Below are 15,951 nucleotides of genomic sequence, written 5' to 3' on the forward strand. Positions count from 1 at the left end.
CCGATTTTAGGAGATAAACATGACTGCAGTTACAGCAAGCATGGTTAAAGAATTGCGTGATCGTACTGGTCTAGCAATGATGGAATGTAAAAAAGCATTAACAGAAGCGGGCGGTGACATCGAATTAGCGATTGACAACCTTCGTAAATCTGGTCAAGCAAAAGCTGCTAAAAAAGCAGGTAACATTGCTGCTGACGGTGCAATCACAATCGTTCAAGAAGGCAACAAAGCGATTCTTTTAGAAGTAAACTGTCAAACTGACTTCGTTGCAAAAGACGAAAACTTTGCTGGTTTCTCTGCGAAAGTTGCTGCTGCTGCTCTTGCTGCAAACGAAACTGATGCTGCTAAAATTGCTGAACTTAAACTTGAAGATGGCGCAACTGTTGAAGAAACACGTGTTGCACTTGTTCAAAAAATTGGTGAAAACATCCAAGTTCGTCGTGCACAAATCGTTGAAGGTGAAAACCTTGCTGTGTACAAGCACGGTTTAAAAATCGGTGTTGTTGTTTCTTACACAGGTGATGCTGCGACTGGTAAAGGTATTGCAATGCACGTTGCTGCATTCAACCCAGTTGCTGTTACTGCTGAACAAGTTCCTGCTGATCTTATCGCTAAAGAGAAAGAAATTGCAGAAGCGAAAGCAGTTGAATCTGGTAAGCCTGCAAACATCGTAGAGAAGATGGTAACTGGTTCAGTTGAAAAATACTTGAACGAAGTTGCGCTTGATCGTCAAATGTACGTAATTGACAACGAGAAGAAAGTTGCTGAAGTATTAAAAGCAACTGGTACAACTGTTGCTCAATTCGTTCGTTTCGAAGTAGGCGAAGGTATTGAGAAAAAAGCAGAAATGAGCTTCGCTGAAGAAGTTGCTGCTGCTCAAGCTGCTGCAAAATAATTTTTACTTAAGGTAAAATATTTTGTAAGGAAAGCCCCAATTTATTTTGGGGCTTTTTTGTGAATATAGATTTTGGCAATATGCAATCGTGGCATAAATATTGAGATGAAGATTAAAGATATTAATTTTAAATCAGTATGTTACGAATAATTGACTTAATCGTATAGGGTGGAATCAGAACAAGGAGGTTATATGGCAAATAAAAAGAATTTAAGCATTGGCGCAATTATTGTGGTGTTAATTGCTGCATTTTTTGGCATAGATTTACAACAGTTTCAGTCTGAAACATCAAGCGCGCCAACTACAAGCACTGCTCGCACATCACAAGATGAAAAAGAGCAGTTAGACGTACAGCGAGATACGCTGCAAGATGATGCTCAGGGTGTTCAGCTGATTGAACGTGCGTTTGAGCGCAAACAGAGCGATTTACAAGTCCGTGCGAGTGGGCAGGTCATTGCAGTGTTAGCGGATGACAACGAAGGCTCACGTCATCAAAAATTTATTTTAAAACTGAATAATGGGCAAACTGTATTGGTTGCACATAATATTGATCTTGCACCACGAATTACCAATATTGCAAAAGGTGATACTGTTGAGTTTTTTGGTGAATATGAATACTCAGATAAGGGTGGGGTGATTCACTGGACGCATCATGATCCAGCAAACAAACACGTGGGCGGATGGTTAAAACATCAAGGAAGAACCTATCAATAACGGTTCTTCCGATAACGAAAATAGGATATAGCGTTTAAATGCTCATAATGCTGTTTTTACGACGTGTTTTCCAAGAGGGTACGATTTTACCTAAATAGGCATCCATGCACCAAATTGGGCCAATGAGAAGGAATTGGAGGTCTTTGAAGAATGAAGGCTTTTTCCCTTCAACTTTGTGACCATAAAACTGCCCAATCCACGCCAAAACAAAAATTGCGATATAAAAACCCATTCCAACAGGCAAAACATAAATCAGCCATGCCATTACCAGCATTAATGCTGCCATTGCAACTGCAAGAACCAAGTCTAAACGTGCATAAAAAATAAAACTGAGCACCAGAAGTAATGTTGTTAGTAAAGCGCTGAAATGCGCCAAGATGCCGACAATCGAAAAAAAGATCGTAGGTACGCACACCCAGTGAATTAATTTATTGGTTTTATTTTGATGGCTCTCGCTGTATTCATCTAGCCACTCGCTTACTGTCTTCATGTGCTACTCCTGTAGACCGATCATCCGTTGTTATTGTTTGACTGTCTAAAATATAACTGAGAACAGTGAGGCGGTCAAAACAGTATTCATATTTTCAAAATGAAGTGGCAACAAAATTTGTGTGGATCATCTTTGTGCAGACATGCATGGGATGACTGTAAATCTTACAGGCATTAAAAAAGCCACATTGCTGTGGCTTTCAAGTCAAATGTGAAGTCGTGTAAGCGAATCTTAAGAGTTTGGACCGTCAATACGCTCAATGCTTACTTTGGCAGTACCTGCATTGGTGATGCCCAATTGTTTTGCAGCGCCATAAGAAAGATCGAGTACACGGTTGCCATGGAATGGACCACGGTCATTTACTTTAACTACAACGCTTTTACCATTGTTTTTATTGGTTACGCGAATATAGCAGTTTAGCGGCAGGCTACGGTGTGCAGCAGTCATTGCGTTCATGTCGAACGTTTCACCGCTTGCAGTTTTACGACCGTGGAATTGACGACCGTACCAAGATGCCATACCTGTTTGGCTAAATTTACGTACAGTGTTCGATGCCACTGTATTTAACTTTTCAATCACTGAAGGCTCTTCAGCAGGAATTTCAATTTTCGCTGCAATCGTTTGACGACGGATTTGGTCGCCTGAACGTTCGGTGATTGAAAGGCTATTCAAATTTGAGAAATGTGAATTAAAACTTTGTGCTTCTTTGTTGAGTACACGCGCAGCTAGGCTAGATGACTCATTATCATTGTTGAATGATGATTGCACCATTTCAGCTTGCGACTGACTTAGGGCAACAGCTGCAGAAAGTGCAAGTAAGTATTTAAGTGAACTATGCATGGTTTGAACTCCTGAAGACAGAATTTTTAACTTATTTCGCTCTTAACTGATTGAAATAGTGGTAATCCTGTCTGTAATTTCACTTTTTCGACTACATTTGACGAAATGGATAATATTCATCCCTCACTAAAGGTGTCTAGTCTTTATACGAAAATAATGACAAAAAGTACCAAAAACCAACTCTATTTGATTAAAAAATAATCAATATTGTAACATTATATGTAAAAAGTTTGTTTTGTGATCAAATTGTCAAAAATATTTCTTGACTTTTTGGTTTTATATTTAAATTTGTACTTAGCGACTCGCAATTTCAGTGCCCAATAACCACAGTGCAGTCGCATACATACGGCTACGGTTATAAGTCGTAATCACCTGAAAATTTGGGTAGGTTATATAGTAGATATGACCATAATTTTCTTGTAATTGAATGACATTGACCAAGTCGAGGTCATCTATTTGCACAATTGGATTCATTGGCATCACGCCTTGCGATTTTAAAACCCCATAAGGTGTTGGCAGGGTCAAATCTTTGGCAATGACACTGTCAGGATTGTTGCCTGTATATCGTGCAGCAAATGCAATGGGTTGATTGCGCTGCCAGCCATGTTGTGCCAAGTAGTTTGCAATGGAGCCAATGGCATCGACTGCCGAGTTGCGTAGATCAATATGTCCGTTGCCGTCATAATCGACCCCAAATTTTGGAATATTGCTAGGCATAAACTGCGGATAACCAACAGCACCTGCATAAGAACCAACAATTGAAGAAGTTGGCACACCATCTTTATATGACCATGCGATCAGTGCTGCGAGTTCATCTTTAAAGTATTCTGCGCGACGTTCATAACCAAAGCCTAAGGTGGCAAGGGCATCACGGGTTACAAAAGAGCCCTTATTGCTTCCAAAACCTGTTTCTACACCCAGAATCCCTAAAATAATGGATTGCGGTACACCAAATTGCTGTTCAGCACGATTGAGCGTGTCTGCATATTGTTGTTTAAAGCGCACACCGCGCTGAATAGTGCTTTCTGCAAGGAAATTGGTTTTATAGTCGTACCAAGGCTTACTTTCGCCTGGGCGGTTCATGATGTTGATGATATTGGGTAAGTTTTTAGAGCCTTCCATCGCCCAATCGACTTGTGCTGCACTCAAGCCATAGGTCTGCATGGTTTTTTGTTTAAAACTGGCATAAGACGGATGATTTTGGAAATCATTGGCCTGACAAAAACTGGTGATAGAAAATGCACCAATGAGTAAAGAAAGACGTTTTAGTTTGTTATAAAAATCAAGTTTGAACATATTGAGGAAAATTCCAAATTGATGATTTACACAACTTATTTATATGCAGTAAATAAGTTGCTACTTATATATGAAGAATAAGCCGCTATTGGGGCCAAACTGCGAAAGCGAAGTAAGCGGCTAAGATAGCATTCATGCGTGACTGGTTTGCAAAAACTTATACAAAAATAGACAAAGAATGTGTAAAAAGCGCGCAGGATTTGTAACAAAATTCAATCTAGGTGCAAAAAGTTATTCTTGATTGTGCAAAAGTTGCAGACATATCCTGATATTGCATTGCATATAAAAATGCCTGATCAAAATCAGGCATTTTGCACTTAACATGCAACAAAAGGGCTTAAAACGCATTATGAGTTAAACCCACTGATATTAATGATGGAATAAGGTGTCGTGATATTCCGCTAAAACCAAGAGTTCCTCTTTGGTTAAATTTGGGATGATTTTATCCACCGCAATATGGACAGCTTTAATTACCGCTGCTGCGCCAATATCTGCTGCTTTACGCTTAATCATGCCCAAATCGAGGGTTTTGTTAAAGTCGCTCATAAAGTGGCGTACCGTCGCTTCTGCAAACTGTTTATATAGTTCGGTTAAAGCAGCTTTGTTCACTTCATTGCCTGCTTGAATTTCGGCATAGTTGTGTTTCAGGTTGGTCACTAAACTTGCATCGAGCGTTTCACCTACACGTGCATTGCCTGCTGCATCTTTAAAGCTACTGCGCTCAGAAAATTCAATCGATTGTTTCACGACATCATTTGGCGCTTTGCTTAATAATTGTTTTAGGAGTACTGCAACGGTAGATTTGACATAGCCCGCAAGTTTTTCGGCAGTGTCGCGTTTATCGCTGGCAGGAAAACGACGTACCAACTCGGTTAAAATGGCATCAATGATTTCTTCATTAATCATTAATGCGGTTTTGTCGCGCAGTGGGTACAGCGGCTCACTTGAATTTTTTTTCTGTTGTGCAGTTTCAATCGTATTTAATAATTCTGCAGATGGAATGAATCCAAAAAATGGCATTGTTCAACCTCAATGTTGTTATTGTCGCGCTAAACGAATAGGGCGAGGCATCCATGTTAAGTCCGATACACGGCAAGGGTTAATGTCTAAACCACCACGACGTGTATAGGTTGCATATACCATCAGTTTTTCTGGTGCGAATTTTTGCCAGATGTCTGCAAACATCTGTTCCACACATTGTTCATGGAAACCATTATGCTGACGATAAGAAATAATATAAGCCAAAATACTGCGATAACAAGGTTTTTTGCCTTGATAACGGATAAAAACCGTGCCCCAGTCAGGTTGTCCTGTGACAGGACAATTGCTGCGTAATAAATGTGAGAAAAGTTGTACCTCTATATCTTCCGCTTGTCCTAAATCGAATTGCAATAAACTTGGGTCAGGATGCTGCTCTAAACGCTCAGGCGTGAGCTGATCAATACAAATACCTTCAGGTTGGCTAATTGCCAAATCATCAACCTTAAATAAAGTTAGCGTAACAGGTGCTTGTGCTGCAGCCGTTAAATCATGCTCAACAGTTTCAATGAAATTGGCTTCAGACTGAAAGCGAGTAAAGTTCATACTATTAAAGTAGAGCTTTAATGATTTTGATTCGATCAGGTTAGGTGATGAAGCAGGTAGCGTAATCCGACCAATCGCAACCTGTGGAACACCTGCGGCATTCAACCACGAAATTTCAAAAACGTGCCACCAGTCTTGCCCGAGTTGAATTCCCTCAATATCTGCATATTTTTCACGTGCAGCAGCACGTGAAATAGGGAACAAAATATCGGGTTGATATTCTGTAGGATAATTGGTGTCTTTACCAAGAAGAGATTGTTCAACACTCATTATTCACGCATTCCTGAACCACGAGAAAGTAAATGATAGGCAATACCATAAAGCACAGCACAGCATAGTGTAATCACAGATAATGAAATCGTCACGTTGACATCACTATGTCCTAAAATGCCGTAACGGAAAGCATTAACCATATACACCACAGGGTTAATTAAAGAGAGATTTTGCCAAAAAGGGCTTAAGGCACTAATGGCATAGAATACACCACCTAAATAAGTCAGTGGAGTCAGTACAAAAGTTGGAATAATAGAAATATCATCAAATGATTTGGCATAAACAGCATTAATAAAACCGCCTAATGAAAATAAAAAGGACGTAATTAATACGGTATAAATGGTAACAAACCAATTGGTAATATAAAGGTCGGTAAAGAATAGACTCATGGTGGTGACAATAATACCGACCAATACGCCACGACTAACACCACCCAAAACATAGCCCCATAAAATGGCATGCAAAGGTACAGGGCTCATGATTAGTTCTTCAATGCTTTTCTGGAATTTTGCACTAAAAAAACTTGAAGATACGTTGGCATAGCTGTTGGTAATGACTGCCATCATAATTAAGCCGGGCACAATAAATTGCATATAGCTAAAGCCGCCCATTTCACCAATACGCGAACCGACCAAATTACCAAAAATCACAAAGTACAAACTCATGGTGATGGCTGGCGGGAGCAAGGTTTGAGGCCATATGCGCATAAAACGACGAACTTCTTTATGCACTAAGGTATAGAGTGCAATCCGTAGTTGGGTAAAATTCATTGCGCAGCTCCATCTAAATTCTTTTCGACCATTTTGACAAATAACTCTTCTAGACGGTTGGACTTATTACGCATACTGCGCACGCGAATGCCTTGTGCTTCTAAAAGTTGGAATAAATCATTTAAGGTGTGAGCTTTATCCATAGTGACTTCTAGGGTCACTGCATCAATTAAGTTGAAACGTACACCAATAATATCTAAATGAATGGGTTGAATCGGTTCAGCTAAATCGAAAATAAAAGATTCTTCACTTAACTGGTTTAAGAAGTTTTTCATGGAAGTGTCTTCTTTAATCACACCACGATCAATAATCGCGATACGACGACACAACATTTCGGCTTCTTCTAAATAGTGGGTAGTGAGAATGATTGAGGTGCCTTTATCATTCATCTCTGTTAAAAAATCCCACATTGAACGACGCAGCTCAATATCTACACCTGCAGTGGGTTCATCCAAAATAAGCAGTTTCGGCTCGTGCATCATGGCACGTGCAATCATTAAACGACGTTTCATACCGCCAGACAGCATTCGCGCTTGAGTGGCACGTTTATCCCATAAACCCAGTTTTTCTAAATATTCTTCGGCACGTTGTTCGGCAACTTTGTTAGGGATGCCGTAATAGCCTGCTTGTGTGACCAAAATATCAAAGGTCTTTTCAAACTGACCAAAGTTAAATTCTTGCGGTACTACCCCTAAACATTGCTTGGCTTGGGATGGTTGGGTATCTAGATTATGCCCAAAAATTTCGACAGTACCTGCCGTTTTTTTGGTAAGAGAACTGATGATGCTAATGGTTGTAGATTTACCTGCACCATTAGGTCCAAGTAGGGCATAAAACTCGCCTTCAGGAACGGTCAAATTAATTCCTTTCAGTGCTTGGAAACCATTTCGATAGGTCTTTGACACGTCCCTTAACGTCAATGCATCAGTCATGAAATTCTCACTTGAGGAATAGAGCTACTATTGTGAGCGATCCGCGTCAATAAACCAAGTAAGTTACATGGAATTCTATGTTGCAAGTTTGGAACATTGTTTAAAGCATAAGCATAAAAATACGTAACTTATATATAGTTGCTTTACCTTCAGCAATTTTTTGTTATGATGTGCAGCGCGCGCTCATAGCTCAACTGGATAGAGTACAGGTCTCCGAAGCCTGTGGCGTGGGTTCGAGTCCCGCTGAGCGCACCATTTCTTTGTTTTACCTCATCCGATTAAATACGAAAATCATTAAAAATAAATAACTTACGTATTCTTGTTATCCGAGACTGTCCGAGCATGTTTTAGGTTATTTAAGTTTTTTGCGGTAATTTTTGCGGTAATTTCAAAATTATTGCAAAGGCTTACCGCAAAAATGCCAAAAGTAATTGTAAATCTGACAGATACACAGATTCGTTCAGCTGTAAATTCACATAAAAAGTTATCAACCAAGGTTCAAATCAAACTAGCCGATGGTAAAGGATTATTTTTTATTATTGATAAAAATGGTAACTCCTATTGGAGATGGGATTATGCTCGCCCAATTACTAAAAAACGTAATAGCATTTCTTTTGGAACATACCCAGAGGTATCGCTGCTAAATGCGAGAGCAAAAAGAACTGAATGTCGGGAATTACTCGCCCAAAATATAGATCCAGCGGTTGTGAAGAAAAATGAAGAAGAAGCTAAATCATGTAAAAATACTTTCGCTTTAATCGCAGATGAATACCGCAAAACTGAAGAGTTAGAGCCTAGTACGCAGCGAAGGAATCAATTTGTTTGGGGTAAGTTGTATGCTGCAATTGGTGATTATCCAATAGACTGTATTACGCCATCGCAGATATTAGAAGTGTGCCGTCTGTATGAGAAACAAGGCAAAACTGATTCAGCAAAGCGTATGCGAAGTAAAGCATCGCAGGTCTTTCGTTATGCGATTGCGTTGGGTTTATGTCAGTTCAATGTTGCTGATCAGATTAGCGGGATTTTAAAGGTAGGGAAAACCAAGCATAGGGCTGCAATTACGGATGAGCAGCAGTTAGGGCAGCTACTTAGAAATATAAATGCGAACGTAGGGCGTGGGGATATTGCTATTGATTATGCGGTGAAAATCTTACCGCATGTATTTGTGCGTCCTGGGGAGCTGCGAGCAGCAAAGTGGGTTGATATAGATTTTGAAAATAAAACATGGAGCTATACACCGCCAAAAACTAAGAATCAGACTGCTTTACAGCATATTGTCCCTTTATCCGATCAAGTATTAAGGATGTTCCAAGAATTGAATTGCATCACGGGACATACAGAATATTGTTTCGTATCTATGCGGGATAAGAGCAAAACTATCAGTGAATCGACTATTAACAAGCGCTTGAAACAATATGGCTTTGAAAATGGAGAAACGACAGGGCATGGATTCCGAGCAACTGCCCGAACTTTGTTAGATGAAGTTTTAAAATTTCCAATTGAGCGTATAGAGCAACAGCTCGCTCATCAGGTTCGCGATATGCATGGACGAGCTTACAATCGTACAAAGTACTTAGAAGAGCGTACAGTGATGATGCAAGCATGGTCTGATTATTTGGATGAATTAGCAAAGGGAGAAGGAAAGGCTCAATAAAGAGCCTTTCCTTTTTCATCTAGCATTTCCTTTTCGAAGGCCTCTTGGACTAAATTTTCTAAAACTTTACTTTCTGAAATATCCATTTTTTCAGCCAATGTTTTGAGTTGTGATTTAGTCTTTTTTGTCAAAGGAAGGTGATACTGTTTTTTAAGGCTACCTTTTTCTCTGAATTGTTTTTGTTGCCATGCTTTTTTTAGTAAGTTTATGTCATGTAAATATTTATATTCATTGTTTGAATATTGTTGATCCCAATAACCGTAAAGTTTTTCAATTTTTTCATTAATAGAGACAGCTGGAAAAACAGGGTGTGTTTCTATTGAATATTGAGTTTCAGTATAATCCAGAGACCAATTAATAAAGTTTGAATCATTTATATAATTTTTTAATATTCTTTTTGGGTTTTTATCAGAATCTAATAGTTTATAAAAATCTCTAAATTCATCTATATTAATTTTTTTATCCAAGAGTTCTATTTGAATTAAATATATCAATAGAAAATATGGGTTTTTATATTGATATTGTTTGAATTTAAGTGTAGTAAATTCATTTTCTAATTGATTAATAATAAACCAGCATAGTCTATTGTTTTTTGAAAGAAAATTAATATCCTGAGCAGCAATATATCGAATTTTTTTTCGTTGGCATTGATCTATGAATCTTTCTAAATTCTCTTTTCTGGTTTTTTCAAATGCTTTTGTTAAGAAGTCTTGAAGCTCTTCAAAGTTATGAATTCTATTTAGTAAATCTAAATATTCTGTGGTTGGTAGACGCTGATCTTCAACCCATAAGTGGGTAGTCCAAATTAGGTCTTCATCTTTGAATTCTCGAAAAAAATCACTGCATAATTTGAAGTTTGTATGCTGATTAGAGAGGAATTTAATCATGTTCTTGGTAGTAAGTTGCGTAGTATTTATCGTAAATATAACCTAGTGATTTCGGTGTAATTTTGCAAGATAAAAAATAACTGGAAAGTTGTTATAACATGTATTTTTTTACATCATACTGAAAAATTTGATTTTCATTCAGCTAATTCTAGCTTTTTAAAGTTTTGAGCTTCTAGACTTTTATCAATGAATCATTGGATCTAATGCAGTAGGTCAAGACGGATTTAGATGGATTTCATAGTGGAATCTAAGCTCAATCATTTTTGGTTTTAATATTATCTTATTCCAAATAGCAACTCTCACTGCAGTAAAGGTTTAAATTTACTTAACTTCTTATCTCTTATGTAACTAACACACACAAGGTTTAAACATGAGCGATAAGATCAATCAAGCACAACTCTTTCTAGATATCGAAAACTTCCTAAAACGTCTTAAACGTAGAAGAACGGAGTGGAGTGGCTTCTATGAAGAATTAACTGATTTACTATTAGATTTTAATGATGTATACGATCCTGATTATGATTACACAGGTTATGTGAAATTTTTTATTGTCTTGTATTTTGATTTAATTAGTATTGATTCTGGATTTGAATCATTATCTGATGAGTTAGATGATATTGGTTTTGAGGAGATTAGAAGGTGGTTTTTTGAGTATTATCAATCTTTTGAAGATGATTATGAGGATATTATTAATCAGAAGAAAGAGAATAGAAGAGAGCTTGAAAACTATTGTCGAAATGTGATTGATAGATGCAGTAGAATATTAGTAGTACGCGTCGATATAGGTTATCTACAAGAGTATCAAAGAAGAATTAAAGTGGACGATCTATATTTTGATTTAGATAAGTTGGTGAATAAAATTCAGAATAAGGATGGAATATTTAAACATGTGATTGGCTATGCTTGGGGACTAGAACAAGGTGGCAAGAGTAAGGGATATCATTGCCATTTAGCTGTGATATACGACACTGCTCAACGTAGTCCTAATGCACGTTATTGGGGTGATGAAATCATTAAACTATGGAAAGAGATTACCAGTGACTATGGTCAAGGCTATAACTGCTATAACAGAGAAAGAGTGACCGAGTTGAGGAACCAAGGTCGATTAGGTATAGGGGTAATCCATCGTAAACACCCTGATCAGGTGCAGAACTTTATTGAATCAATAAGCTACCTAACTGATCCTGATAAAAGGACTGACCAATATTTACGTGTTAAGCCTATGGGACGTAGAACATTTGGTAAAGGGCAAATACGACAAAAGCATTCAAGACGTTAATTGAACTAAATCTCAGATATACATCATCTAGATGAAAACAAAGTTATTTCAACTTTCAGGGCTTGCCAATTGGTAAGCCTTTGTCATTTTTGGAGATGTATATTATGAGTTTAACTTGTCCGTATTGCCTATCCGATCAAGTCATCCAAGTGGTGAATCAACAAGTGAATGGAGCTGAATCATCAGGTCTTGCTGCTTCAGCATCGTTTGCCACTATTGGTGCGTCCATCTCAAAGAGCTTACCTTTACCCGTATCACCATTACTTGGTGGATTAGCAGGTGCAGTGATTGGTGGTCTATTTAGCAGTGTGTTTGATGAGCCGAAAAAGCCTGTCACCATGACCTATTACCACTGCAACCAATGTCAGCAGAACTTTCGTTGAGTCAGCTAGGAGATCAAATCGATGGCACATCAAATTCAACAAATCGCCTATGTTGGTGAAACCCCTTGGCATGGCTTAGGGAATCAACTCAGTCCAAATCAACCACTGGAAGTCTGGGCACAGCAAGCTGGAATGGATTGGCGCATCGAATCATCTGATGTCAGTTACATGGCTCAGAATGAGCGTGGTCAAAGCATTATCATGCCATTTGAAGAACAGCGAGTGTTGTATCGTTCAGATACCCATGCACCGTTATCTGTGGTCAGTCAGCGTTATCAGGAAGTACAACCGAAAGAGATTTTGGAGTTCTACCGTGATCTGTCAGAACAATCAGGCTTTGAGCTTGAAACTGCAGGTGTGTTGAAAGGCGGTAAGAAGTTCTGGGCTTTAGCACGTACAGGTCAAAGTACAGCATTAAGAGGTAAGGATGTTAGCAATGGTTATATTCTGCTTGCTTCTGCATGTGATGGCACTTTAGCAACAACAGCACAATTTACGAGTATTCGAGTCGTGTGTAACAACACGCTTGCGATTGCCCTCAAAGGTGCAACTGCAAGTTCAGGTGTAGTCAAAGTACCGCACAGCACCAAGTTCGATGCAGAGAAGGTGAAGCAGCAATTGGGTATTTCAGTGCGTGCATGGGATGAACACATGTATGAAATGAAACAGCTCTCGCAGCGTAAAGTCAGTCAACAGGAAGCCAAAGCTTACTTTGATGCTGTGTTCAACAATAGCACAATGTCAATTTCTGATCCTGAAGAGAACATCATTCAGTTCTACCGTCAGGTGGCAAGCAATCCATCACAGCAAAATAAAACTGAACCCAATGGAAGAGCCATGACTAAAGCTCTTGACATGTTTAATGGTCAAGGGCGTGGAGCAAATCTTTCATCGGCTAAAGATACAGCTTATGGCTTACTGTGTTCGATCACAGAATTCGTTGATCATGAGCGTCGTGCCATGAGTACGGATCATCGTCTCGATTCAGCATGGTTTGGTGCAGGCGCAGGTCTTAAACAACGTGGACTAGAACAGGCTTTATCTTTGATAGCCTAAGCTCATGTAACCCATGCAATCTTAACCCCGCAAGTCTCAACAATCGCTGAATACAGCACACACGTAACTCTCTCTACTTCCAACTCACAATCCACAAACTAAATCAGCATGCATATCGCCATACCCGACCTCGTGTCGGGTATGGCTTTTTTATGCGCTTCTTTTTTACAAAAACTGAAATTTATAAGGATAGAACCATGAATCAAATTGCACCGATTTCTAATCAATCTGTACAGGCAGGTGTGCAAACAGCATTAAACCCATTAACCACAACCAAGCGAGCTAACTCTGCAAAACGCTTAGTCAGCACCAAAGATATGGCGTATCAAGATTGGCTTGAAGTCCGTAAACAAGGCATTGGTAGTAGTGATGCAGCAACGGCGTGTGGCTTAAACCCATACATGTCGATGCTAGAACTGTGGCTGATTAAAACAGGTCGTCAAACTCAGTCCATTGAAGATGAAAGCACAGGTGTTGCACCACTGTATTGGGGCAAGCAACTTGAACCATTGGTGGCTGAGTATTACAGCATGCACACCAATAATAAGGTACGTCGAGTCAATGCTGTGTTACAGCACCCTGATCCTGATAAGCATTTCATGTTGGCAAACTTAGATTATTCCGTTGTTGGAAGTGATGAAGTTCAGATCCTTGAATGTAAAACAGCAGGGGAGCATGGGGCGAAGCTGTGGCGTGATGGTGTACCACTCTATGTACTTTGTCAGGTACAGCACCAATTAGCGGTGACAGGAAAACAGGCAGCCCATGTGTGTGTATTGCTTTGTGGGCATGAAACCAAAATCTTTAAAGTCACTCGTTCTGAATCTGTGATTGAGCACATCATTAATGCAGAACGTTACTTCTGGGAATGTGTGGAAAAGGATACACCACCTTCAGTAGATGCAAGTGAATCGGCAGCCAAAGCCATTCAACAGTTGTATCCAATCCATGTGCCACTCACAGTTGAAGATCTATCACAGAATGAAACAGCCAACCTCATGTTCGATAAGCTGATCAAACTCAAAGAAGAGATTCAGCATAAGCAAGAACGCTTTGATCAACTCAAGCATCAAATCCAAATGATGATGAAGGATGCAGAGCGTGCTACGTTTAGTCGGGGTTCTGTGGTTTGGAAGAAAGCCAACGACAGTATCAGCTTAGATACTAAAGCTCTACTCAAACATCAGCCTGATCTCATTGAACAATATCCACTAAAAAGACAGGGCAGTCGTCGCTTCAACATCTATATCGATTAAGCCCATCTCATTCACTTCATCAAAAATGCACAAAAATCGCTCCCCGCTCTCTACATCATGTGTAGAGAGCAAATCGGTCGCGATCTTTGCAGCTAAAACTCAGCTTTTTAACATTTGGGTCACTTATTTGGTCCGTGTTCTGACCTACATAGAAGCACCCAAATCTGTAAGGAATTAAATATAGGAGTATCACCATGATCAAAGGTTTAGCGATCACACCGCCTACACTTGGGCGTATCAGTATTGGTCGAGTCGTGGAAAAGAATGGTAAACGTCTACCTGAGAAAGATGATCAATTCACCATTACCTCACAAATCCAAAATAAAGATGGATGGGTCAAGCACCCATTAGATGAACAGCTTCGAGCGAATTCACCCAATCAGAAGCTCCGTTCAATTCCTGTACGCATGATCTTTAATGATCCTGATCTGAACCTGCGAGCAGAGTACACCTTGTTTGATCGTCAGACTGGACGACCTATCTGTATGGGTGATGGTCAGACCTGTCAGCGTTTAACCAATGAAGGCGTTGAACAGCATCCGTGTCCTTCACCTGATTTATGTCCTTTGGCTCAGGGCGGGCATTGCAAGCCCTATGGTCGTTTGCATGTGAACTTAGATGAGTCAGATGAATTTGGGACATTCATCTTTAGAACCACAGGCTTTAACAGCATACGTACCTTGGCTGCACGATTGAGTTACTACCATGCAGCTTCGAATGGCTTGCTTTCGTGCTTGCCACTGCAACTGACGTTACGAGGCAAGAGTACAACGCAGAGTTATCGTCAACCTGTGTATTACGTGGATTTAACATTGAGGGAAGGCGTTGATTTGCAGTCTGCGATTCACACAGCACATGAGATTGATCAGCAAAGTAAGCAGGCAGGATTTAATCAAGAGGCACTCGATCAGATGGCAAGACAGGGCTTTGCCAATGCGAAGTTTGAAATGGATCTAGAGGAGGGATTGGATGTAGTAGAGGAGTTTTATCAGACAAAGGAACAACAGCAGTCCGTTGTTCAAAATGAGTCTTTTAATATTCAACAGGGGTTAAAGGGTTCGGTGACTGCATTGAATTGAATCGGACAGAGTAAAACCTTACAGAATTGCCGTATCTCATGAGCGAGTTGCTCGACATCATGAGATCGGAGTAAACAACATGAGTACATTTGTAGGACAAATATTCCAGATGAACCAACTGATTAGTATCAAGCAGGTTGTAGAGTTAGTTGGCGTTGGACGTTCAACCATCTATGAAATGATGGATGAGAATTCACCCTACTACGATCCCACCTTTCCAAAGAAAGTCAAAATCACTCAAAACCGTATCGGTTGGTCAGCTTATGAGATCCATCAATGGATTGAAAATAAGTTGGCGAGCCGTGAATAGGAGGGGAGCTTTTGCTCCCTTATTTTTTTGTTTATTAATAAAAAAGTTTGATTTTTAGCATGGCATTTGGTCAGCCTAGACAAGGAGATCTGATAGCAAGATTTTAGGATGATCAGTAAGAAATTGAACAGTCCTCAGAGTTTTGGTTTGATTTGAGACCACCATCAGTTTAAAACAGCTGACCATGATTTTAAGATAGCGGATCATTCGCGTTATGGTAGTATGTCGAAAAGTACAGGGATTGAAGAGT

Annotated in this window: 17 protein-coding genes and 1 tRNA gene; 10 read left to right on the forward strand and 8 right to left on the reverse strand. The window is 39.5% G+C overall.

The annotated features are described in order from the left end of the window. The first annotated feature begins 19 nt into the window (after window positions 1-19). The gene (tsf, locus tag VF675_RS05685; RefSeq protein ID WP_004972793.1) at window positions 20-895 is read left to right on the forward strand and encodes a translation elongation factor Ts; all 876 of its coding nucleotides are present in this window, start codon (window positions 20-22) and stop codon (window positions 893-895) included. A gap of 192 nt (window positions 896-1,087) precedes the next feature. After that, window positions 1,088-1,609, forward strand: coding sequence for a DUF3465 domain-containing protein (locus VF675_RS05690; protein WP_104852266.1), 522 nt, complete (start codon window positions 1,088-1,090; stop codon window positions 1,607-1,609). Between the two features lie 34 nt (window positions 1,610-1,643). Here VF675_RS05690 and VF675_RS05695 read toward each other — a convergent pair whose 3' ends face one another. The 7 genes from VF675_RS05695 to VF675_RS05725 form a co-directional block, all read right to left on the reverse strand. Continuing rightward, window positions 1,644-2,099, reverse strand: coding sequence for an Mpo1 family 2-hydroxy fatty acid dioxygenase (locus tag VF675_RS05695; RefSeq protein WP_440204911.1), 456 nt, complete (start codon window positions 2,097-2,099; stop codon window positions 1,644-1,646). Window positions 2,100-2,330: 231 nt separating this feature from the next. Beyond that, entirely contained in the window at window positions 2,331-2,939 is a 609-nt protein-coding gene (locus VF675_RS05700) for a septal ring lytic transglycosylase RlpA family protein (protein ID WP_004972798.1), read from the reverse strand. A gap of 294 nt (window positions 2,940-3,233) precedes the next feature. Continuing rightward, window positions 3,234-4,235: a lytic murein transglycosylase B gene (gene mltB, locus VF675_RS05705; protein WP_096902392.1), complete on the reverse strand. Its 1,002-nt coding sequence runs from the start codon at window positions 4,233-4,235 to the stop codon at window positions 3,234-3,236. 369 nt (window positions 4,236-4,604) lie between these two features. Next, window positions 4,605-5,255: a hypothetical protein gene (locus tag VF675_RS05710; RefSeq protein ID WP_070152374.1), complete on the reverse strand. Its 651-nt coding sequence runs from the start codon at window positions 5,253-5,255 to the stop codon at window positions 4,605-4,607. 18 nt (window positions 5,256-5,273) lie between these two features. Further along, window positions 5,274-6,089, reverse strand: a complete 816-nt coding sequence (gene queF / locus VF675_RS05715; RefSeq protein WP_416709505.1) for an NADPH-dependent 7-cyano-7-deazaguanine reductase QueF — start codon at window positions 6,087-6,089, stop codon at window positions 5,274-5,276. After that, window positions 6,089-6,862 (reverse strand): ABC transporter permease, encoded by a 774-nt coding sequence (locus VF675_RS05720; RefSeq protein WP_096902393.1) that lies wholly within the window; start codon window positions 6,860-6,862, stop codon window positions 6,089-6,091. The genes queF and VF675_RS05720 overlap by 1 nt, the downstream gene beginning before the upstream one ends. Further along, window positions 6,859-7,794, reverse strand: a complete 936-nt coding sequence (locus tag VF675_RS05725) for an ABC transporter ATP-binding protein (protein WP_004972815.1) — start codon at window positions 7,792-7,794, stop codon at window positions 6,859-6,861. The genes VF675_RS05720 and VF675_RS05725 overlap by 4 nt, the downstream gene beginning before the upstream one ends. A gap of 179 nt (window positions 7,795-7,973) precedes the next feature. Between VF675_RS05725 and VF675_RS05730 the strand changes: the two genes are divergently transcribed. Together VF675_RS05730 and VF675_RS05735 are read left to right on the forward strand one after the other, a co-directional pair. Continuing rightward, window positions 7,974-8,049 (forward strand) — tRNA-Arg (locus tag VF675_RS05730). 163 nt (window positions 8,050-8,212) lie between these two features. Next, window positions 8,213-9,451, forward strand: a complete 1,239-nt coding sequence (locus VF675_RS05735; protein ID WP_440204912.1) for a tyrosine-type recombinase/integrase — start codon at window positions 8,213-8,215, stop codon at window positions 9,449-9,451. Here the strand turns inward: VF675_RS05735 and VF675_RS05740 are convergent. Beyond that, complete coding sequence (locus tag VF675_RS05740; protein WP_440204913.1) at window positions 9,445-10,338, reverse strand: hypothetical protein; 894 nt, start codon at window positions 10,336-10,338, stop codon at window positions 9,445-9,447. The two genes, VF675_RS05735 and VF675_RS05740, sit on opposite strands and share 7 nt — an antisense overlap. A gap of 370 nt (window positions 10,339-10,708) precedes the next feature. Here VF675_RS05740 and VF675_RS05745 point away from each other — a divergent pair, with 370 nt between their 5' ends. From VF675_RS05745 to VF675_RS05770, 6 genes are all read left to right on the forward strand, one after another. After that, window positions 10,709-11,617, forward strand: coding sequence for a YagK/YfjJ domain-containing protein (locus VF675_RS05745; RefSeq protein ID WP_440204914.1), 909 nt, complete (start codon window positions 10,709-10,711; stop codon window positions 11,615-11,617). A 104-nt stretch (window positions 11,618-11,721) separates the two neighbouring features. Beyond that, on the forward strand, window positions 11,722-12,000 hold the full coding sequence (locus tag VF675_RS05750; RefSeq protein WP_395545892.1) for a hypothetical protein: 279 nt from the start codon (window positions 11,722-11,724) through the stop codon (window positions 11,998-12,000). A 21-nt stretch (window positions 12,001-12,021) separates the two neighbouring features. After that, window positions 12,022-13,056, forward strand: coding sequence for a DUF932 domain-containing protein (locus VF675_RS05755; protein WP_440204915.1), 1,035 nt, complete (start codon window positions 12,022-12,024; stop codon window positions 13,054-13,056). Window positions 13,057-13,253: 197 nt separating this feature from the next. Next, entirely contained in the window at window positions 13,254-14,312 is a 1,059-nt protein-coding gene (locus VF675_RS05760) for a YqaJ viral recombinase family protein (RefSeq protein ID WP_440204916.1), read from the forward strand. A gap of 194 nt (window positions 14,313-14,506) precedes the next feature. Next, window positions 14,507-15,391, forward strand: a complete 885-nt coding sequence (locus VF675_RS05765; protein ID WP_440204917.1) for a recombination directionality factor — start codon at window positions 14,507-14,509, stop codon at window positions 15,389-15,391. A gap of 79 nt (window positions 15,392-15,470) precedes the next feature. Then, the gene (locus VF675_RS05770; protein WP_440204918.1) at window positions 15,471-15,701 is read left to right on the forward strand and encodes a helix-turn-helix transcriptional regulator; all 231 of its coding nucleotides are present in this window, start codon (window positions 15,471-15,473) and stop codon (window positions 15,699-15,701) included. Window positions 15,702-15,951: the final 250 nt, after the last annotated feature.

The organism is Acinetobacter sp. Lyrl_1, from assembly GCF_051948795.1.
Taxonomy (GTDB): domain Bacteria; phylum Pseudomonadota; class Gammaproteobacteria; order Pseudomonadales; family Moraxellaceae; genus Acinetobacter; species Acinetobacter towneri.

Excerpts from the sequence above, each read along its gene's own strand:
- tsf (WP_004972793.1), top strand. The coding sequence starts at position 20 with ATGACTGCAGTTACAGCAAGCATGGTTAAAGAATTGCGTGATCGTACT.
- VF675_RS05690 (WP_104852266.1), top strand. The coding sequence starts at position 1,088 with ATGGCAAATAAAAAGAATTTAAGCATTGGCGCAATTATTGTGGTGTTA.
- VF675_RS05695 (WP_440204911.1), bottom strand. The coding sequence starts at position 2,099 with ATGAAGACAGTAAGCGAGTGGCTAGATGAATACAGCGAGAGCCATCAA.
- VF675_RS05700 (WP_004972798.1), bottom strand. The coding sequence starts at position 2,939 with ATGCATAGTTCACTTAAATACTTACTTGCACTTTCTGCAGCTGTTGCC.
- mltB (WP_096902392.1), bottom strand. The coding sequence starts at position 4,235 with ATGTTCAAACTTGATTTTTATAACAAACTAAAACGTCTTTCTTTACTC.
- VF675_RS05710 (WP_070152374.1), bottom strand. The coding sequence starts at position 5,255 with ATGCCATTTTTTGGATTCATTCCATCTGCAGAATTATTAAATACGATT.
- queF (WP_416709505.1), bottom strand. The coding sequence starts at position 6,089 with ATGAGTGTTGAACAATCTCTTCTTGGTAAAGACACCAATTATCCTACA.
- VF675_RS05720 (WP_096902393.1), bottom strand. The coding sequence starts at position 6,862 with ATGAATTTTACCCAACTACGGATTGCACTCTATACCTTAGTGCATAAA.
- VF675_RS05725 (WP_004972815.1), bottom strand. The coding sequence starts at position 7,794 with ATGACTGATGCATTGACGTTAAGGGACGTGTCAAAGACCTATCGAAAT.
- VF675_RS05735 (WP_440204912.1), top strand. The coding sequence starts at position 8,213 with ATGCCAAAAGTAATTGTAAATCTGACAGATACACAGATTCGTTCAGCT.
- VF675_RS05740 (WP_440204913.1), bottom strand. The coding sequence starts at position 10,338 with ATGATTAAATTCCTCTCTAATCAGCATACAAACTTCAAATTATGCAGT.
- VF675_RS05745 (WP_440204914.1), top strand. The coding sequence starts at position 10,709 with ATGAGCGATAAGATCAATCAAGCACAACTCTTTCTAGATATCGAAAAC.
- VF675_RS05750 (WP_395545892.1), top strand. The coding sequence starts at position 11,722 with ATGAGTTTAACTTGTCCGTATTGCCTATCCGATCAAGTCATCCAAGTG.
- VF675_RS05755 (WP_440204915.1), top strand. The coding sequence starts at position 12,022 with ATGGCACATCAAATTCAACAAATCGCCTATGTTGGTGAAACCCCTTGG.
- VF675_RS05760 (WP_440204916.1), top strand. The coding sequence starts at position 13,254 with ATGAATCAAATTGCACCGATTTCTAATCAATCTGTACAGGCAGGTGTG.
- VF675_RS05765 (WP_440204917.1), top strand. The coding sequence starts at position 14,507 with ATGATCAAAGGTTTAGCGATCACACCGCCTACACTTGGGCGTATCAGT.
- VF675_RS05770 (WP_440204918.1), top strand. The coding sequence starts at position 15,471 with ATGAGTACATTTGTAGGACAAATATTCCAGATGAACCAACTGATTAGT.